At 68.8% G+C, this 22,222-nt stretch carries 4 protein-coding genes (1 of these 4 running past the window's edge); 3 read left to right on the forward strand and 1 reads right to left on the reverse strand.

The features are described 5' to 3' along the window. From FHW85_RS14245 to FHW85_RS14255, 3 genes are all read left to right on the forward strand, one after another. Positions 1-20,487, forward strand: the 3' portion of a protein-coding gene (locus tag FHW85_RS14245; RefSeq protein WP_168648677.1) for an Ig-like domain-containing protein. Its footprint begins 17,925 nt before the window's first position; only the last 20,487 of its 38,412 coding nucleotides appear in the window; its start codon lies off the left edge, out of view; its stop codon occupies positions 20,485-20,487. 125 nt (positions 20,488-20,612) lie between these two features. Then, positions 20,613-21,137 (forward strand): hypothetical protein, encoded by a 525-nt coding sequence (locus FHW85_RS14250; protein ID WP_168648678.1) that lies wholly within the window; start codon positions 20,613-20,615, stop codon positions 21,135-21,137. Between the two features lie 17 nt (positions 21,138-21,154). After that, positions 21,155-21,802: a hypothetical protein gene (locus FHW85_RS14255; protein WP_168648679.1), complete on the forward strand. Its 648-nt coding sequence runs from the start codon at positions 21,155-21,157 to the stop codon at positions 21,800-21,802. Between the two features lie 30 nt (positions 21,803-21,832). On the opposite strand, the gene bamE is transcribed toward FHW85_RS14255, so the two are convergent. Further along, positions 21,833-22,150, reverse strand: a complete 318-nt coding sequence (gene bamE, locus FHW85_RS14260; protein ID WP_168648680.1) for an outer membrane protein assembly factor BamE — start codon at positions 22,148-22,150, stop codon at positions 21,833-21,835. Positions 22,151-22,222 lie beyond the last annotated feature (72 nt).

Here is a 22,222-nt window from a genome sequence, read left to right on the forward strand (position 1 = left end):
GCGCCGGGCGAGGCCAACAACCTCACCGCCTCGGCCGCCACCATCCAGACCCAGGTGCCGCCGCTGGCCATCGCCAGCCCGCTGCAGACCACGCTGTCCAGCGGCGACGTGCAGCTGTACAAGGTGACCGTCGCGGCCGGCCAGACCCTGCGCGTGATGCTCGACGCGATGGCCGCCAGCGGCGACAACGAGCTGTACATCCGCTATGGCGACATCCCGACCACCTACGCCTACGACGCGGCCTACAGCAATCCGTCCGCGCCCGACCAGCAGGCGCTGATCCCCAGCACCCTGGCCGGCGATTACTACATCCTGGTGCGCTCGCGCAGCGGCAACGCGGTGCCGGCGACCCTGCGCGCCGACCTGCTGCCGCTGTCGATCACCAGGATCACGCCCGACAACGGCGGCGTCAGCGACGACGACCACCGCTGGGTGACGCTGGACATCTACGGCTCGGCCTTCCAGGCCGGCGCGCTGGTGAAACTCAGCCGTCCAGGCGTCTATGAGGCCGAACCGGACCGCTGGCAGGTGCTGGACGCCACGCATATCCGCGCCATCTTCGACACGCGCAACTTCCCGCTGGGCCTGTACGACGTCAGCGTGATCAATCCCAATGGCCAGAGCGTGACCGAAGCGAACCGCTATCGGGTCGAACGCGGCATCGAGGACGACGTCACCATCGGCATCGGCGGCCCGCGCAATCTCAACCCGGGCGACGGTGCGACCTACTCGGTCTCGCTGCAGAGCCTGACCAACGTCGACACCCCGTACGTGCGCTTCGACGTCGGCGCGGTGGAGATGGGCTACAACCAGTACCTGCTCGACGGCCTCAACCTGCCCTACGCGATCTTCGGCTCCAACGTCGGCGGCTCGCCGTTCGGCAACGTCAGCGGCTCGCCCGCCAACAACCAGGCCTACGGCCAGACCGGCTCCACCCTGCCGCGCACGGATATCCCGTGGGCTGCGCTGGACGGCACGCTCAACACCGCCGGCTATAACCTGGCGCCGGGCTATGCCTTCGACGTGGCCGCGCACGGCTTCGTCGGCATGAGCTTCCGCCTGCAGACCTATCCGGGCCTCACCGCCTGGATCAACCGCGACTTCGCCGGCCTGCGCGACGCGCTGTACGCCACCCATCCGGACTGGAAGGCGCAGGGCATCCTCGATGCCGGCGTCAGCGGGCTGGACAAGATTTCGCAAGGGCTGACCGCGCGCTTCCTGTCCACCGACCCCGAAGACATCATCTACAAGATCGAAGCGCTGTCCGAGTCGTTCCAGCTGAACGTGGTGGCCGCCGCCACCGCGCTCACCCGCGACGAGTTCATCGCCGAGCAGACCGCGTACGCACTGAAGCTGCGCACCGCCGTGCTGGCCGACCCCGGCGCGCCGAGCAACCTGGCCACGCTCGCCGCCAACGCCTCGCAGTGGGTGAACGGCTGGCTGGCCGCGCTGGAAAGCGCCGGCATGCTGCTGCCGGCCGACCAGGCGCCGCCGATCACCACCAATCCGCAGGTGGTCAGCCTCAACGCCACGCTCGCCGCCGGCATTCTGATGTCCAAGGGCGGCGACAGCTACCGCACCCAGGCGGACCTCCTCGGCTTCTTCGCCAAGGTGCAGCAGTGGTACGGCGATACGTCCACCTATGCCGGCGATCCGAATGCTGCCAAGGGGCCGATCGACCACTACGAAACGCGCACCGACGACGACGGCGACGAGATCGAAGTGCCGGTGCCCGCGCTGGCCGATCCGGCCGACTACGACCAGCACGCCGGCCGTACGCTGCAGTTCGAGAACTTCCAGATCTTCGTCGGCAGCCAGGCCGAGCTGGAATACCTGCGCGCGCAGGGCCTGCTCGACGACAAGTTCAATCCGCTGCCGGGCAAGAGCCTCAACCTCACCCAGTACCTGCAGTTGGTTGCGCAGCAGGCCGGCGCCACCAATGCGGCGATCAGCGTGCAGGGTCCACAGGGCCAGGCCGTGGCCGCCGATGGCAGCGTGTACGTGCCCGCGGGCACGCCGCTGCCGTATACCTTCGCCTTCAGCAATCCGACCGGCCAGGGCGTGGGCCAGATCCGCATCGTGTCGCCGCTGGATGCGGACCTCGATCCGCGCTCGGTGCGCCTGGGCGACCTGAAGATCGGCGACATCAACATCCACATTCCCGCCGACCGCGCCAACTTCCAGGGCGACTTCGACTTCACCGGCAGCAAGGGCTACATCCTGCGCGTCAGCGCGGGCGTCGACGCCGAAACCGGCATCGCCACCTGGCTGCTGCAGGCGATCGATCCGATCACCGGCGAAGCGATGCAGGACGCCAGCCGCGGCCTGCTCGCCGGCAGCAACGCCGGCGGCTTCGTCAGCTTCACCGTGGCCGCCGCGCCGGGTGCGGCTTCCGGCGCGAAGATCGCCATGCAGGCGCGCGTGTTCTTCGACGACACGCCGCCCATCGACAGCGCCACGCTCAACGTCACGCTGGACGCCAAGGCGCCCAGCACCACGGTCGCCGTCACCTCGCTAGGCAACAACGCCCAGGGTGCGCCGACCTACGACGTGAAGTGGAACGCGCAGGACGACGCCAGCGGCATCCGCTTCGTCACGGTCTACGTCGCCACCAACGGCGGCGACTTCAAGATCTGGCAGCGCCAGGTCGCCGCGGGCACGAACGAAGCGGTGTTCACCGGCGAAGCCGGCAACCACTACGAGTTCCTTGCCGTGGCCACGGATCTGGCCGGCAACCGCGAGGCGGCTTCGGTCAGCAATGCGGTGCTGCCGGACGACGGCGCGCGCCAGCAGGTGCTCGACGGCCTGGGCGTCACCCCGGGCGTGGACCAGACCGCGCAGGTGCCGCAGGCGCCGCAGGACCGCGACTACCCGGCCAACCCGCTGTTCCAGCAGGCCACGCAGATGCTGCCGGGCGCGGTGGCCGGCGTGAATGCCGGCGATCTGAAGAACGTGCTGGCGCCGTTCGCCGTGCGCGGTTTCGCCGACGGCTTCGCCACCGGCGCGGCCGACATCGGCGCGATGGCCATGGTGCAATTGCCGGATCAGTCGATCCTGGTCAGCGCCGGCCAGCAGCGCAACGAGGTGTACCGCTACGGCAAGGACGGCGGCCACGGCACCACGCCGCTGTTCGTGCTCGACCAGCCCGTGCTCGACATGGCGGTGGACGCGTACGGCCAGCTGTGGGTGATGACCGGCAACGAACTGCTGCAGGTGGACGCCGGCAGCGGCGCCATCGTGCGCCGCATGCAGGGCCCCAGCCAGCAGCCGCTGACGCATGCGCTGGCGATCCAGCCCGGCACCGGCGACATCTACGTCTCCGACGGCGCCGGCATCGAGGTGTTCCACCCGAACCAGACCGACCCGAACAAGGCCTGGCAGCACTTCAGCAACACTCGCGTCGGCGACCTCGCCTTCGGTCCGGACGGCCGCCTGTGGGGCGTGCGCTGGACCGGCAGCGACATCACCGCGGCGGACCCCAACGGCACGACCGACATCGTCAGCTTCCCGATGAGCGGCATCACGCTCGGCCGCGCCGAGCTCGAATACCGCATCAAGGGCGTGGTCGACAGCATCGCCTTCGGCGCACCCGGCTCGCTGCTCGACGGCATGCTGGTCGCTTCCGGCGCGCTGCCGCAGCACGTGCAGGTGGCCGGCGTAGCCGACGCCACCAGCGGCTCCTCGGTGTGGACCATCGAACTGGCCACCCGCCGCGTGCTGCAGCTGGCCGGCGGCGGCACCCAGGGCGAGGCGATCCTCACCACCGCCGACGGCCGCATCCTGGTCGCCGAAACGCACCACATCGACGAGATCGCCCCGGCGCGCGCGCCGAAGGTGCTGGCCACCAGCGTGCCGGACGGCGCGCTGATCCCGCTGCCGGTGGGGCAGATCGCGGTGCAGTTCGACCAGGACATGTGGCTGGGCACGGATGCGCAGTCGGCGCTGAGCGACGCGTCGAGCGTGCTCGATGCGGACAACTTCCAGCTGATCGGCGCCACCACCGTCACGCCGCACAGCGTGCGCTGGGATGCCGCCACGCACACGGCTTACCTCGATGTCTCCGGCCTGCCCGCCGGCCACTGGCAGCTCACCATCAGCGGCAATCTGCGCAGCTCCGCACAGCTGCGCATCGGGCAGGACACCGTCAGCGGCTTCACCGCGCTGCTGGACATGAGCACGCAGGTGCAGCTCACCTTCAGCAACACACGCTCCGACCAGAGCACCGGCGCGGTCAGCTACGACGTCAGCCTCAAGAACATCGGTACCGACGACCTGCACGGGCCGCTGATGCTGCTGCTCGATCCGGGTGCGTATTTCGGCATGAACATCGGTGGCGCGACGCAGGGCACGGGCGATCAGTCCGACCTGTGGGTGCTGGATCTGACCAGCGCGCTGCAGGCGCTCGGCGGCAAGCTGGCGGTCGGCGCCACGCTCGCCAACCAGACCATCAGCGTGGTGCCGGCCAGCCACTTCGGCGGCGGCCTGGCGGACCTGGCGAAGTTCAACCTGGGGCATGGCGTGTATGCGGTGCCGCAGGCGAATCTGCCGCCCAGCATGGCGATCTCCAGCAGCGGAGTGGTCGTCGCCGCCGATCCGGCCGGAGACACCGGCGACGATGCGGGCGACAACGTGGGCGATCCGTCCGGCCTGGTACCGGATCCCTCCACCGATACCTTCCAGCCGGCCATCATCGGCCAGCCGTGGAGCGCGCAGATCGAAGCCAGCGACAGCGACGGCACCTCGTTCTTCTGGCAGCTGGTGCAAGGCCCTGCCGGCCTGACGATGACGCCGCCCGACGGCTACAGCGCCGGCGCCGACGGCGTCTACCGCTCGACGGCCACGCTGAACTGGACGCCGGGCATCGGCGCCTCCGCCGACAACCTGGTGGTGCTGCGCGTGCAGGACAGCCGCGGCGGCGTCGCCCTGCGCACCTTCCACCTGCCGGTCACCGGCGGCAACCGCGCCCCGGTACTCGCACCGCAGGACACGGTGAGCCTGAGCGAAGGCCAGTCGCTGACGCTCCCGCTGATCGCCGCGGACGCCGACGGCGACGCGCTCACCTTCAGCATCAGCAACCTGCCACCGGGCGCTTCGTTCGATGCGCGCAACGGCACGCTCAACTGGACGCCGTCGTACAACCAGGCCGGCACGTATCACGTGATCGTCCGCGCCAGCGACGGCAGGCTCACCAGCAGCGAAGGCTTCGACATCGTCGTCAACCAGGCCTGGACCGCGCCGGTGCTCGGCGCCGTGGCGAACCAGGTGCTGCGCGAGGGCGACAGCTTCGGACTGCAGCTGCCCGGCAACCTGCCCGGCGGCCTGCAGCTGGCCGACGGCACCAGCGCGACGCTGAGCTACAGCGCACCCAACCTGCCGGCCGGGATGACGCTCAATCGCGACACCGGCTGGCTGAGCTGGACGCCGGACTACAACCAGCACGGCAACTACGACGTGCTGGTGGTGCTGACCGCCACCTACGACCTGCCCAGCGGCGAGCAGACCGTCACCTCGGTGCAGCAGACGCTGCACTTGAACGTGCTCAATGCGAACGGCGCGCCGCGCTTCGACGGCAACCTGGGCGACGCCTGGAACATCCTCGAAGGCCAGCCGCTCAGCATCAGCGTGTTCGCGTTCGATCCCGATAACCCGGGCTTCCTGCCGAAGGCGCGCCTGGGCGACGACGGCCAGTCCGCGGACCAGGGCTCCGCCGCGCCCGCCAGCGTGAGCTACCAAGTGCTGGGGCTGCCGCGCGGCGCCACCTTCGACCCGGATACGCTGCAGATCAACTGGACGCCAGGCTACGACCAGAGCGGCAGCTATCAGGTCACGGTAATCGCCACCGACAACGGCGACGGCACCGGCACGCCGGCGGTCGCCCAGGTGGTGATCCCGATCGTGGTGGCCAACACCAACCGCGCCCCGGTGATCGCCCCGATCGCCAACGCCACCATCGACAAGGGCGGCTCGCTGGACATTCCGGTGGACATCGTCGACGTCGACGGCGACCCGATCACCGTGGCGATCAACGGCCTGCCGCGCTTCGCCACCTACACCCAGAATCCGTCCAGCGGCAACGGCCACGTGACGGGCACCATCCACCTGGCCCCGGGCGACAACGACCGCGGCGACTACACCATCACCGTCGCCGCGCACGACAACGGCAATGGCGATCCGAATCGCGTGATGGCGCAGGCCGTCAGCTTCGTGGTCACCGCGCGCGCCGTCACCGAGCCGCCGGTGTTCAACCTGCCGCAGCAAATCGTAGCGGTGGCCGGCCAGCCGATCAGCCTGCCCATCGCGATCAGCGACGCCGACCAGGATGCGCTGCACCTGAGCGCAAGCGGCCTGCCGCAGGGTGCGCAGTTCAGCCAGCAGGTGCAGTACGGCCAAACGCTGCTGACCTGGACGCCCACCGCCGACGACGTCGGTCCGCACGACATCGTGCTGACCGTCACCGACAGCGGCCTGCCGCCGCAGGACCAGGGCTACACCAACCCCGCCAACCCGGTGCCGAACGTGGTCAGCCACACCATCCGCATCGTGGTGCGCGCGGCCGACACGCCGCCGCAGCTGCTGGGCCTGCGTCTCAACGGCAACGCCGTGGCCGACAGCGGCGACGTGACGACGCCGGTGGTGCTGAGCGCCAGCGAAGGCGCACCGCTCACGCTGGACCTGTTCGCGGGCGACGCCGACGCCGACCTGATCAACTGGACCGCCAGCGGCCTGCCGCAAGGCATGCTGCTGAACATTCCCGCCGCCAACAACGGCGGCCAGGCCACGCTGAGCTGGACGCCGGGGATGTTCGCCGCGCAGAGCGACAACCTCAACGGCAGCAGCCCCGGCACCTACCGCTTCAGCGTCACCGGCAGCGATGGCGCGGCCAGCTTCACGCGTAACTTTGAAGTGCACGTCGCCAACGTGAACCAGGCGCCGCAGATCCTGCCGATGCCCATGCAGCTGGTGAACGAAGGCGACACGCTGTCGTTCAACCTGCGCGCGATCGACGCCGACGGCGATCCCACCCACCTGAGCCTGATCTACGACGACAGCACCCCGGCCGGCGTGGCCTTCGACAACGTCACCGGCCATTTCGAATGGACGCCGGGCTACGGTGTGGTCGACAACGCCGTGGCGGGGAACCGCAACTTCAGCTTCACCTTCAAGGTCACCGACGGCAGCCTGGTCACCACCCAGACCGTGCAGGTGCGCGTGTTCGACGTGAACCGTGCGCCGACGCTCGCCGTCAGCAGCCACGCCGTGACGGTGGGCCAGACCGTGAGCCTGCCCGTGCAGCTCGGCGGCACCGACAACCAGCAGGGCATCTACGCCAGCGATCCGGATGGCAGCGTGCAGACGCAGGGCCTGAGCGTCAGCTTCAGGGGCCTGCCGGAAGGCGCCAGCTACGACGCGCAGACGATGCGCCTGAACTGGACGCCCGGTCCTGGCCAGGTCGGCGACTTCGTGGTCACCGCGCAGGTCAGCGACGGCCATGCCACGGTGCAGAAGACCTTCACCCTGCGCGTGGTCGCCGATGCTTCGGCCAATGCGCCCAATGTGCTGATCGACAGCGTGCCGAGCACGCCGGCCCTGCCCGGCCAGACCGTGCTGGTCACGGTGCGCGCCAGCGGCTTCAGCGCGATCACCGGCGTGCAGGTGCAGGTGCGCGGCACCGGCCTGGGCAGCGACCAGTGGCAGACCGTGACGCTGGACAGCAGCGGCCGCATGCACCTGCAGGCGACCCACCCCGGCATCATCGAAGTGCGCGCCACCGCCACCGACGCGGATGGCTTCGTCGGCACCCGCGACAGCCAGCTGCTGATCCGCGACCCGGCCGACACGCAGGCTCCGCTGCTGAGCTGGAGCGGCCTGCTCGCCGGCGCCGATGCGACCGGCCGTCCGCTCGAGCTCACCGGCCCGGCGGCGCTCCAGGCCACGTTGCAGGACCTGCAGCTGACGGGCTACCGCCTGCAGATCGCCGCCGCCGGCAGCGACAGCTGGCAGACGCTGGGCAGCCAGTCCTTCGGCGCGGTCGATACCTCGCTGTCGGCGACGCTGGCCACCCTGGATCCGGCGCAGTTCGCCAATGGCGTGTATCGCCTGCGGCTGACCGCGTGGGATCTGGCCGGCCGCACCAGCGAGCTGGACACGCAGCTCATCGTCAACACCGAACAGAAGAGCTTCGACCAGCAACGCGCCGCCGATGTGGTGTTCCAGCTCGGCGGACACGCCGTGGCGATCGACCGCAGCGTCGCCGCGCAAGGCGGCGCCGACTTCGGCAACTGGACGCTGGACGGCTTCGACCTGCACCTGACCACCGACCAGCCGGCCACCACGTCCACCGGCGCAACCGCGGCCTGGACCGTGGGCAGCCACGTGTGGCTGCAGGTTCCGGGCAGCCTGGGCGACCCCAGCGCGCCCACGCGCTATCTCAGCTTCACCCTGGGCACCACGGGCAGCGCCTTGCCCGGCGGCCCCGGCGCACCGGTGGTGTACAGCGCCGGCTTCGGCGCCGACCAGGGCTGGCAGCTGGCGGCGGTCGACGGCGATGCGCTGCAGCGCCAGGGCACGCATCTCTACAACCAGCTCACCGGCCTGCCCTGGGTGCCCGACGGCTATGTGCTGACCGCGCCCGACGGCACCAGCTACAGCCTGGATGCCAGCGGCAAGCTCACTGGCGTGAACTTCGCCGATGGCAGGCAATGGCTGGTCTCCGATGCCGGCATCGCACTGGTCGGCGGCAGCGATGCCGACCGCGTGAGCATCGTGCGCGATGCGCAGGGCCGCATCGTACGCATCGCCGGCCCGCTCGGCGGCGCCGGCGGCCAGCGCACCATGGTCTATGCGTACGACGAGCAGAGCCGCCTGGTGCTGGCCCGCGCGCTCGACGGCACCGGCCTGGGCACGCCGTACGGCTACGGCGCCGACGGCAAGCCTTATGCCGACACCGTCGCGGCCAACCTCGGCACCGCTGCCAACTGGATGGGCAATGCCAACGCCAACCAGTGGAGCGGCGACCTGCAACCCGGCCAGTCCACCTCGCTGGCCTTCCAGATCCGCGACAGCGAGCTGGCCTCCACCGTCAAGGTGCCGGGTGCCGGCGGCGCGCTGATCGTGGCGGTGAGCGTGCAGTTCGAGCAGGCGCAGTCCGACCTGCAGGTGATCGGCGGCGACGTGCTCGGCCAGACCCTGCTCAACGGCGTGCGCACCTTGCTGGTGCGCGTCACCGAAGCCGGCCTGAAACTGCTGCGCCTGAGCGGCAGCGGCCATGCCACCGTGCGCGTGTCCATCGCCGGCGATCTCAACGGCGACGGCCGCATCGATGGCGCCGACAGCTCTGCCTGGACGCAGGACGCCGCCAGCGGCAACCTCGGCGGCGACCTCAACGGCGACGGCATCGTCGACCAGAGCGACCGCCAGGTGCTTTACGCCAACTACGGCTGGCGCGCCAACCTGCCGCCGGTACCGGTGGTCAATCTGCCGGCCACGGTCACGCACACCGACCTGCCGACCAGCATCGCGCTGGCCGCGGTGGCGCAGGACTACGAAGGCGACGCGCTGTTCTGGCGCGTGCTGAGCGCCACCCACGGCACGGCCACGCTGAGCAGCGACGGACGCTCGGTGATCTTCGTGCCGGAAGCCGGCTACAGCGGCCCGGCGAGCATCTTCGTCGGCGCCGACGACGGTTTCGGCAGCAGTGCGCCGATCCAGCTCAACGTGCAGGTCAGCGGGGCGCGCCTGACCGCGATCCACCTGCAGCCGGCCGGCCTGCTCGAACCGGGCCAGGCCTATGCGATCAAGGCCACGGTGGACTTCGAGGACCAGCTCGGCGTGGATGTGAGCACGGCGCTCGGCTACCTCAACCTGTCGCTGGCCGACCTGGCCGCGCTGGGCGCGACCTCGCCCGCGGCGGTGACCCTGGATGCGGCGCGCGGCCTGCTGATCTGCAATGGCTCCGGTCCTGCCCTGCTGCAGGCCAGCCACCAGGATGCCGACGGCCATGTGGTGCGCACCGAACAAGCCATCAACGTCGATTACCTGCAGGACGACAGCGGCAGCAACTCCGGCGGCGACACCGATACCGACGATGGCGACGACGCGGCGGCCGCCCCGGGCGGCCCCGCGATCCTGATCCCGGACGTCTATCCGGACACCATCTCGCTGCAGGCCGACGGCACGCGCCAGCTCAAGGTGCACGTCAGCAATCCCGATACCGGCGTGACCATCGATGCCAACCAGCCGCTGCCGCCCGGCTACGCGCTGCTGTATCTCTCCGGTGACGACAACATCGCCACGGTCAGCGCCTCCGGCCTGATCACCGCGCAGCATCCGGGCGTGGTGACCATCAGCGTGGTCTACCTGCGCAGCGAAACCGACATCTTCGGCAACATCGTCAACCAGACCATCGGCCAGCGCGACATCGTGCTGCACGTGGACGTGGCGCAGTTGGTCGACAGCGACGCTGGCACGCCCGCGCCGCAGAGCGTGCAGGTCCACAAGGACGAAGGTGCCGTGGTGGCCGCCGCCACCGGCGAGACGGTGATGATCGGCGCGGGCGTGCTCGCGGCCGATACGGCCGTGTCGATCCAGCGCATCGACCTTGCCTCGCTGCAGGCCGCCACCGGCATGGCCGCGCCGGCGCCCTCGGTGCTGCAGGCGCTGGGTGCGTTCCACCTGGACATCGGCCAGGCCGCCAGCCAGTACCCCTTGCAGATGGCCATTCCCGTGCAGGGCAGCGGCATCGCCCAGCCGGGCGACGAAGTGCTGTTCCTGCGCCGCGGCACCGTGATGGCGCCGGACGGCACCATGCACGACACCTGGTGGCTGGTCGACAACGGCTACGTCGGCGCCGACGGCGTCGCGCGCACGGCGAGTCCGCCGTACGACGGCCTGCAGGCTTCCGGCGACTACGTGGTGTGCCGCCGCCTGCCGGGCGTGATCGGCAGCATGTTCGAACTTGGCGTCGGTGCCGGTGACTGGGCCACGTTCGGCGGGCTGGGCGTGAGCCTGGCAGGCGGCCTGATGGGCGCGGACATCACCTCGGAGATGATCGGCATCCTCGCCAGCGCGGCCACCGGCTTCACCGCCGGCAGCTACCACTTCGGCGTGCCGCAGTTCGCCGACATCCCGCTGCCGCAGCTGGATCCGGGCCAGAACTACTCGCTCGACGTCAGCGCCCTGCTGCCGCCGGCGCCGACGGTGGCGGGCAACATCGTGCTGCCGAACATCACCGACATCTCCTACGACACCGGCGCGCAGAAGCTGCACGTCAATCTCGACAACAGCAACCCGGGCGACTTCAAGGGCGACATCGTCGTGCGCGTGCTGTTCCCCGACGGCAGCCACCGCGACATCCAGACCCTGGCCGGCGACGCCAACGGCGACGTGGCCATCGACGTGCCTGCAGGCATCGCCATCGGCAGCGTGCGCTGGCAGCTGGTGCGGCGCATCCCGAACCAGAGCATGGACGGCTCCGGCAACCTCACCGGCACACCGCCGCTGGAGTACGCCGGCAACATCGCCGCGGTGGTGCTCAAACCCGACATGGGCGCCGTGCTGACCCGCACCGGCGTGCAGTTCATCCAGGAGAACCACGTCGTCGGCGAAACCAACCTGCTGGACATGCTGGGCACGCCGAACGATTTCGACGGCACCTACCTGACCGGCACCAAGGTCAACCCGATCGCCTTCTCCGGTGACCTCAGCCGCTGCTACGTGGGCGGCAACGGGGTGATCTACGTGATCGACATGGTCAGCTTCCGCCTGATCGACACCATCAGCACCGGCGACGGCAAGAACATCACCAGCCTGGTGGCGGTCGGCAACGTGCTGATCGTCGGCGAAGGCAACGGCTATGGCGTCGGGGCCGGCAACAACCGCCTGCTCGCCATGGACATCGACCCGGGCAGCCATTCGTACAACGTGCCGGTTTCGATCAAGGGCACCGGCATCGAGGACTCCACCTACGGCGTCACCGGCATGGCGCTGGGCGCGGACAAGAAGACCCTGGTGGTGGCCGTGCCGCGCAATCCCAACAGCGTGATGCTGGGCAATCCGAGCAAGCGCGGCGACGTGCTGATCCTCGACCTGAGCACGCTGGACTTCGCCACCGGCGAGATCGCCGCGCCGGTCGTCGCCCTGCTTCCCGGCGACGGCTTGAGCGGCAAGGCGCCGCAGATCGTCTCGGCCACGCCGGACCCGGACCGCTACCTGGTCTCCAACGTGGCCGACTACGACCGCGGCCTGTCCACCCTCACGCTCACCCGCGACGCGGACGGCAACGTGGTCAGCGCGACCATGTCGGCCATCGACATGTCGCAGCCCACCAATGCAATCCAGATCGACCGCACCAACATCCAGCGCGCGCAGAGCGCAGTGCTGGTCGAGCAGGACGGCGTGGAGTACGCGATCGTCGCGGACGACAACTACAACTTCAACGACCCGTACTGGAAGGCGATGTTCGAGGCGCCGGACTTCCTGTTCCCGCCGTTCGGCCCGCCGATCGCCGTGGGCGGCAGCGCCAGCGCGAAAAAGGTGGCGGTCGGCGGCAAGCTCGGCATCGTCAAGGACCCCTTCGGCAAGCTCGGCACGCCGCAGTACCTGGGCGCGACCCTGCCGCTGGACGGCTACGGCATCATCAACCTCACTGTGTCCGAAGACGGCCGCGTGCTGGTAGGCCAGCTCAAGGGCGGCTTCGGCACGGTCGACCAGAACCAGCAGAACCCGAACCAGAACGCCGCATGGAACGTGGCGGAACTGATCCAGGCCGCGCTGGCGATGCCCGACGGCCAGGGCGACAGCAAGCACATTCCGCTCCCGGGCGATGCCCAGCAGCAGATCCCGCCGCCCTCGGGCGGCTCGGCCAGCGCGCCGGCCGGCGCCTGGTTCGACGATGGCCCGCTGCACGTTTCCACCTCCGGCGACATGGGCGACGTCATCCAGGTCGACGTGCGCGACCTGGTGGCGAGGCAGTTGCTGATCAGCGCGGGCACACTGGCGGCCAACCTGCTCAACCTGCCGTTCACCAGCCTGCCGCCAGCCGCGCAGGCCGCGGTCACCGCGCAGATGGCCAAGCTCGGCGGCTTCGACCTGTTGCCGAACGAAGCGCAGACCTTCTCGGTGCCCGCCTCCGGCACCAACAGCAAGGCGCTGAACCTGATCACCCAGGCCGGCCCCAAGAAGAAGGGTTCGCCGGCGACGCTGGACGTGGTGTCGCGCGACGCCAACGGCCAGCCGGTCTCGTTCAAGGACCAGGGCACGCTGTTCCTGGTGCCGAACCTGACCCAGGCCGACGAGGATGCACTGCGTGCCGGCCATACGGTGGGCGCCAAGAGCATCGACGACCTCGCCGTGATCTTCTACGTGGAAGTCACCGGCGCCGACGGCAAGGTCACCAAGGAACAGCGCAGCGTGGTGCTGAAGGTCACCGCCAACGACTACACCAAGGCCTCCGGCACGGTGCTGTTCGGCGACCGCCCCGCGTCCGATCCGGGCTATAGCGCGATCCACCTGAGCGGCGCGGTGGGCATCGGCCAGAAGAACGACATCGTCGACGTCTACCGCATCGAGCAGCGCCTGAAGTACCTGGGCTATCCGGCGCTGGGCCTGACCACCGCGAGCGCGGACGCGCTGCAGGACTTCAAGGTCGACGGCAAGTTCGGCGAAGCCGAAGCACGCGCGCTGTCGCTGTTCGAGGAGGTCACCGCCGGCACCGCCAGCTCCTTCTCGTACTCGAAGAACGCCTCCATCAACAACGGCGCCGCGCTCGATTGGCTCAACGCCTACAACGCGCCGCACTGGATGCAGTTCTTCGCCAGGAGCGGCGACGGCTACGCGCAGACCAATGCCGACCTGCCCAACTGGAGGAACCTGCAGACCGATGCCGGCGGCGCCGTATTCGGCACCAGCTGGCTGTTCGACCTGATGGTCGCCTCGTCGCGCGCATCGGTGGGCGCCAAGGGCAACCAGCCGCTGCTGTTCGACGGTTCGGAACAGGCCAACCTGGTGACCGTCACGGTCGGCAAGAAGAACAACACCAGCACCAACCATCTGGGCGCCAACTTCAAGCTCGGCGTCGACAACCAGTACATCTCCGACAAGAAGACCTTCACCGAGACCGACAAGGACAAGAGCAACCAGACCATGGTGGCTGGCAACGACAAGGCCATCGATCTGACCGCCGCCCTGGTTACCTTGAAGACCACACCGGGTTTCGACCTGGCCGCCTTTACCGGCAATACCTGGAGCTACGGCAATGCAGCGGCGCTCACGGCGCTGCTGCCCAAGGTCAACAACACCAAGGGTGCCGACAACGAACAGGCTGCGCTAAGCGACTTCCTGTCGGTATATGGCACGACCCAGAACGAAGGCGCGGCCGGAGCCGGCAACCATGACGGCTCATGGGAGGAATTGAGCGGCTTGATCCACAACGGCAATGCCAGCCAGGCGGTGTCGTCGCTGTTCGGCGACGGCACGCAAGGTGGCGGCCTGATCAATGCGTCCAACGTAGGCCTGGGCGGCCTGGGCTGGTCGTGGCCGCTCACGGCCGAATCGCTGGCCCATGCGTTCAACCACTCGGTGGACAGCATGACGCCGTGGGTGAGCTCCATGAACAAGATGCTGACGGAGTTCCAGATCAATACGCCGGACCGGGCCGCTGCGTTCTTCGCCCAGGTCACGGCGGAGAGCGCCGGGCTGAGCCTGCTCATCGAAGATCCTGGTTACTCGGTGAGCTTTATCCTCAAAGCCTGGGGCAAGTACTTCCAGTACAGCGCGGCCAATGCAGCGGAATGCCCTAATCAGCCGGTGATTCCGCCCAACGCCACCACCGCGCAGAAGGACGCGGCGATCAAAGCTGCCGAGCAGAAGAACATCGAGTACTTCAAGGCCCACCACACCGCCGATCCGCTGGACCTGCTCGACTGGGTCTATTCGACCGATAAGGGCAACGGCACATCCAAGGGCACCTATTCGCAGCAGACGGGACGCTTGTATCGAGGCCGCGGCGCGACCCAGCTGACCGGCTGGACCAACTATCACAACTTCGCCCTGTACATGCAGGCCAATCATCCGGATATCGCAAAGGCCCCGGGTGGCGGCGACTTCGTCACCGACTTCATGAAGGATCCGGGCAAGTACATGAACCTCGACTCGGAGAGTGGACGGTTCTTCCTGCTAGCGGCCGGCGGCTGGCATTGGGATGTGAACCATGTAAATGCGATCGCCGATCGCGGTGCCAGCGCCATCAACGACGTCACGCTGGCGATCAACCCTGGCTTTGCCGGCAACGCGGCCAAGCTTACCGAGCGCGCAACCATCTACGCCGCTGTCCGCAAGGCCATCTTCGAAGGCGGCAATTCGTACAGCAACATGCGCCTGCTGCTCGGCAAGCTGGGCATCACGACCAAGGTCAGCCAAGGCGGACAGAGCGACTTCACCATCCACCTGCGCCGCCCCGCGTCCGCACCGACGGCGATTGCTCCACGCCGCGACACCGCCGCCGCGCCGGCCGATGCGCCGAACGGCCCGGTGCAGTCCACCAGCACGCAAGCCGTGGGCACGTGGACCAGCAGCCAGGCCAGCACCGGCTCCACGCTGGACACGCTGGTGCAGCAGGCCGCCGCGGCGACCACCGTCGCCAGCCTCGATGCCGGCGCGCTGGGCGAGGAACAGGGCACGGCGATCACGCTGGACGACGACGGCAACGGCTATGGCTGGTACATGGGTTCGATCGACGGCGCGGACGATTTCCTGCCGACGGCTGACCCCAATGTATGGATCGCCAAGGCCGGCAGCGCCGCCGACGGCAAGATGGACATGCTCAGCGTGCTGCTGCACGAATACGGCCACCTGCTCGGCTTCGAGCACAGCCCGGACGGCCGCGATTTCATGAACGCGACCCTGCAGCCGGGCGTACGCCGGCTGCCGACCCAGGCCGAACTGGCCGCCATGCTGCAACTGGCGGCGCAGTTGAAGTCAGCGCCAGCGAGTGCATCGAACGACAGCCACTACGACGTGGTCGTAGCGCCGTCCGGTTCGACGCCGTCCGCTTCGGCCACGCCGGCGGCGAACGCCGCCGGTCCCGCCCAGGCCTTGTCGGGCACGCTCGATGTCAACAACGGCTGGAGCAGCACGGGCAACGTCGCCATCGCCAACGGCACCGCGACCCTGGGCGAAAGCACCGGCACGCAGACGCGCATCAGCCAGAGCTTTATCGTCACGGCCGACGAGCAGTTCCTGCACTTCACCGTCAGCGGCGTGCAGCTGCAGAACCCGGGCGACATGCCCGAGGACGCCTTCGAAGCCGCCCTGCTCGATGCCACCACGGGCGCTTCGCTCGGCGGTGCGATCGGCCTGAGCCGTACCGCCTCGATGCTCAACCTGCAGGGCGACGGCAGCTCGTACCTCGGCCAGGGCGTCAGCTACGTCACCAACGCCGACGGCAGCCGCACCTACCTGGTCGACCTGCGCGGCATCGCCGCCGGCACGGCGGTGAACCTGTCGTTCGACCTGCTCGGCTTCGGCCCCGCCGGCAGCCACGTCACGGTCAGCGACGTGGCCCTGATGGGCCTGCCGCAGGCCAACGACGACCTGGTGCAAGGCCAGGAAGACAGCAGCGTCAACGTCAATGTGCTCGGCAACGACGTCAACGCCACCGGCGCCACGCCCTCCGTGGTCACCGGCCCCGCGCACGGCACGCTGACCTTCAACGCCGACGGCAGCTTCACCTACGTGCCCGACGCGCTGTACTACGGCAACGACAGCTTCACCTACCTGCTCGACAACGGTAAGGCGCAGTCCAACCTCGCCACGGTCAACCTCGCCATCGCGCACGTGAACCATGCGCCAGGTGCGAACGACCTGACGGTGACGCTGCAGGAGGACGGCACGGCGATCGTCGACCTGCGTCCGTTGAGCTCGGACGTGGATGGCGACGCCCTCACCTACCGCATCGTCAACCAGCCGCAGCACGGCTCGCTGACGCAGAACGCCGACGGCACCTACACCTACACGCCGGGCGCGCTGTTCTACGGCGACGACAGCTTCACCTACGTCGCCAACGACGGCACCGCGGATTCGCCGGTGGCCACCGTCAGCCTGGTGGTGATCCACGTCAACCACGCGCCGATCGCCATCAACGCGCAGGTGCATACGCCGGAGGAACAGGCCTACAGCGGCCAGGTGCTGAGCTACGGCACCGACGTCGACGGCGATCCGCTCACCGCGGTGCTGGTCAGCGGCCCGCAGCACGGCAGCCTGCAGTTCAACGCCGACGGCAGCTTCACCTACACGCCGGACGCGCTGTACCGCGGCACCGACAGCTTCAGCTACCAGCTGAGCGACGGGCAGCTCACCTCGGCCGTGGCGACGCTGACCTTCACCATGGATCCGGTGAACCACGCGCCGACCGTTGCCGACCTCAACGCCGTCGTTGCCGAGGAAGGCCTGCTGGCGATCGATCCGCGCAGCGGCGCCAGCGACGTCGACGGCGATGCATTGAGCACGGTGATCGTCAGCGGCCCGCAGCACGGCACCCTCACCCGCCTGGCCGACGGCAGCTACCAGTACGTGCCGGATGCGCTGTACCGCGGCGACGACAGCTTCAGCTACAAGGTGAACGACGGCACGGTGGATTCGAACGTCGCCACGGTGAAGATCACCGTGACGCCGATCAACCACGCGCCGACCGCCGCCAATGCCAGCGCCACCCTGCCGGAGGACGGCCGCCTGACGCTGGATCCGCGCAGCGATGCCAACGACGTCGACGGCGATGCGCTCACCGCTGTCATCGTCAGCGGCCCGGCCCACGGCACGCTCACGCAGAACGCCGACGGCAGCTTCACTTACGTGCCGGACGCGCTCTACCGCGGCAGCGACAGCTTCAGCTACAAGGTCAACGACGGCAGCGCCGATTCCAACGTCGCCACCATCACCTTGACCGTGACGCCGGTGAACCATGCGCCCACGGCCCAGGACGGCAGCGCCACGGTGGCCGAGGACGGCGCCGTCGTGCTCGACCCGCGTGGCAACGCCAGGGATGTCGACGGCGATCCGCTGTCGGTGGTGATCGTCAGTGGCCCGGCGCACGGCGCGCTGGTGCGCAATGCCGATGGCAGCTTCACCTACACCCCGGCCGCGTACTACGCCGGCGGCGACAGCTTCACCTACAAGGTGAACGACGGCACGGCCGATTCCAACGTGGCCACCATCGTGCTGACGGTGACGCCGGTGAATCACGCGCCGGTGGCGGTGAACGACACCGCCGCCACCGACCAGGGCGTGCCGGTGACCATCGACGTGCTGGCCAACGACAGCGACATCGACAACAGCACGGGCGTCAACGCCGGTTCCGGCCGCGCCGCCAACGCCGGCCTCACCGCGCGCATCGTCAGCCAGCCGGCCAACGGCACGCTTACCGTGAATGCGGATGGCACGCTGACCTACAAGCCGAACGCGGCCTTCAGCGGCACCGACAGCTTCAGCTACGTCGCCAACGATGGCGTGGTCGATTCGGCGCTTGCCTCGGTAACGATCACGGTGCGCGCCACCAACCATGCACCGGTCGCCAACGACGACACGTTCAACGGTAAGCAGGGCCAGCCGCTGAACTTCAACCCGCTGGCCAACGACGCCGACGCCGATGGCGATGTGCTGTCGCTGGTGCTGGTGTCCGGCCCGGCGCACGGCACGCTGACGCGCAATGCGGACGGCAGCCTGAGCTATGTCTCCAGCGGCAGCTGGACCGGCACCGACACGCTCACCTACCAGGCCAGCGACGGCAAGTCGCTGTCCAACGTGGCGACGGTGCGGCTGGTGGTGGCTTCCGCCAACCAGGCGCCGGTGGCGGCCAACGACTCGGCGCGCGTGCACAACAACCAGACCGCCAACATCCGCGTGCTTGCCAACGACACGGATGCCGACGGCGACGCGCTGAGCTCGCGCATGGTGGCGGGACCGAAGCACGGCAGCGTGGTGCACAACGCCGACGGCAGCTTCAGCTACACCGCCGACTGCGGCTACACCGGCACCGACACGTTCACCTACGTGGCCAACGACGGCAAGGCCGATTCCAACCTTGCCACCGTCACCATCACGGTGCTCGGCCCGAACTTGCCGCCGCTGGCCTTCGACGACGGCGCCTGGGTCAACGAGAACGGCGCGGTGAAGATCGATCCGGTCGCCAACGACTGGGACATCAACGGCGACCCGCTCACCGCGCGCATCCTGTGCGGCCCCAGCCACGGCAGCCTGGCGCTCAACGCCGACGGCACCTACACCTACACGCCGGATGCGAACTGGTACGGCCTGGACGGCTTCACCTACGCCGCCAACGACGGCCAGTTCGATTCCAACCCGGCGATGGTGTGGATCCATGTGGCGCACGTGAACCAGGCCCCGGTGGCTGCCAACGACGCGGTGACCGCGCGCACCGGCCAGGCCACGCGCATCGACGTACTGGCCAACGACAGCGACGTGGATGGCGACAGCCTGCATGCCACGGTCACCGCCACGCCGAAGCACGGCACGCTGACGCGTAACTGGGACGGCAGCTTCAGCTATACCGCGCAGGCGGGCTTCGTCGGCACCGACACGTTCGTGTACGTGGCCGACGACGGCCAGCTGAAGTCGGCTCCGGCCACCGTGACCATCACGGTGCTGGCGCCGAACCATGCGCCGGTGGCGCGCGACGACCAGGCCACGACGAACGCCGGCACGCCGGTGCGCATCGACCTGCTCGCCAACGACAGCGATGCCGACGGCGACAAGCTCGCCGCCCGCATCGTCTGCGGCCCCTGCCACGGCACGCTCAGCCTCAACCCGGACGGCAGCTACACCTACACGCCGAACAAGGGCTGGTATGGCACCGACAGCTTCAGCTACCGCGACAGCGACGGCACGGCCGACTCCAACACCGCCATGGTGTGCATCACGGTGGCGCCGGTGAACCACGCGCCCACCGCGCGCAACGCCAGCTTCCAAGTGCAGAAGGACGGCAGCGTGTGCATCGACTTCGGCTGCCTGATCGGCGACGTGGACGGCGACTGCCTGACGCTCACCCTGGGCAAGGCCGCGCACGGCACGCTGACGCGCAACTACGACGGCACCTACACGTACCGCCCCGCGCATGGCTATACCGGCACCGACGGCTTCGTGTACACGGTGAGCGACGGCAGGCTCAGCGCCACGGCGACGGTCAGCCTCAACGTGGTGGCCAATGGCGGTTGCTGGAACGGGCAAAGCGTGATGGTCGCCGCAAGTGCGCAAACCTACGGATGGTCGGCCGGCACCGGCGGCTATATCGTGGTCCTGCGCAGCACCGCCGACAGCAGCGCTGCCCCGTCCATCGACTGGCAGGGCGACGCCAGCACGGCGATCGGCAGCTCGGAGAACGTCGGCAGTGCCTGGTGGAACACCCTGGTAGCCGATCCGCTGCTGCCGCCGGACGATCTGGCGGCGCAGAGCGGCTTGTCGGTGAAGCGGTTGAACTGAGCGGCACAGGGGCGGGTCCAGGCCCGCCCCTGCGGCATCACTAAAGGAGAGGCCTCAGGGCCATGAAAACGGAACGCGTTTTTTGCTCAAGGACCCTGGCGCTGTGGGTGCTTGTCGCCGGAGCCATGCCCCATGCTCAGGCCCAGTCGTACTTCGGCAGCCCGGTGGAAGGCACCTTGTGCCATGCCGGCGAGACCGTGATGTTCGCCTGCCCTTCGGGACAGAAGCAGATCGCCGTGTGCGCGGCCGCCACCGGCGGCTCGCCGTTCGGCACGCTGCATTACCGTTTTGGCAGCAGCAGCAACACGGAGCTGGAGTTCCCCGCCCGGCCCATGCCCCCGCGCGAATTTGCCGGCGGCAACAGCCTCGGCGACGGCGGACGGGGAACCCTGGTCTACCTGCGCCTGAATAATGGGGACACCAGCTATACGGTGTACGCGGAGGCGGTCAATCCTACCTATCAGGGCACCGATGCCAGCGAGCGCAGCGGCGTCATCGTCGAAAGGCATGGCAAGCTGCTCGCCACGCGCAAGTGCGATGCGCAGGCGCGCACCTATTCGGGCATGCTGCTGGACCCGAAGTTCCTGGGCGACGCGGTGCCGCTGGACCCGAAAGTGCCGCCCGGCTTTCCCACTTACAAGCAGCCTTGAACCGCGGGGAAAACCTCATGACACCGGATCGCCGTTTTTCGCTGTATACCCTCGCGATCGCCTGCCTGTGTGCAGCAGGCTCGCCGGACGTCCACGCGCAATCCTCTTCCGACGGCCCCACCCAGGGCAGCCTCTGCCCCGCCGACCAGACCACGCTGTTCGCCTGCTCCTCCGGCCAGAAGCAGATCGCCGTCTGCGGCAAGCCCGGCAACGACACCTACGACGAGCTGCGCTACCGCTACGGCACCGAGCGCAACCTGGAAGCGGATTTCCCCAACGAACGCGAACCGGTGCCGCCGCGGCTGTTCGCCAGCGGCAACCAGGCGAGCAATGGCGCCGGCGGCACGCTGACCTATCTGCGCCTCAGCGACGGCCGCTCCAGCTTCACGGTGTTCTCGGAAACCAGCTCGCCCGCGGAGGGCGCGGTCGGTTACGAAAGCAGCGGTGTGCTGGTCGACAACCACGGCCATACCGAAACCCATCTGTGCGACGGGCAGACGCCCGCGCAGGTGGGGGGCCTGTCGGACAAGAAGCTGATCGGCAAGGCGGTGCCGCGGGACAACCGCGTGCCGGAGGGTTTTCCCACCTACCAGGCATCCGCGCAGCCGCCCGAGCAGGCATCCGCGCAGCCTTCGCCACAGCCGCCTGCCCAACCCACGCCCTGAGGAAACGCGGCGCGAGACCGCGCCGCGCCCTTACGATTCCGGCGGCACGATCACCACGTTGTGCAGCCCTTCGCGCCGCGCCAGCCCCGGCCCGAACTGCACCACGTGCCCTTCCTTCATCACCACGGTGTAGTCGGTGTGCGTCACCGACATGCGCGAGCGGTGCCGCGCCAGATAGGTGTAGACCTCGAAATCGCCCATCGTGCTCAAGGCGTCCGGACGGCCCAGGGTGGCGACCACCTGGTCGCGGCTGTTGCCCGGATCGAGCGTGGTGATTTTCTGGCCGGTGGTGTGGCAGCCGGCCAGCAAGGCGGCCGCCAGTACGGCCGCTCCCATGATGCGCTTCATGACTCCCCCTGAGACTGGCGCTGGATGCGCCGCGCGCTGGTGAACGAGGCGGGATGGTAGCGCAAGTTTGGA

The organism is Dyella sp. SG609 (assembly GCF_012275375.1).
In the GTDB taxonomy this organism is placed as follows: domain Bacteria; phylum Pseudomonadota; class Gammaproteobacteria; order Xanthomonadales; family Rhodanobacteraceae; genus Dyella_D; species Dyella_D marensis.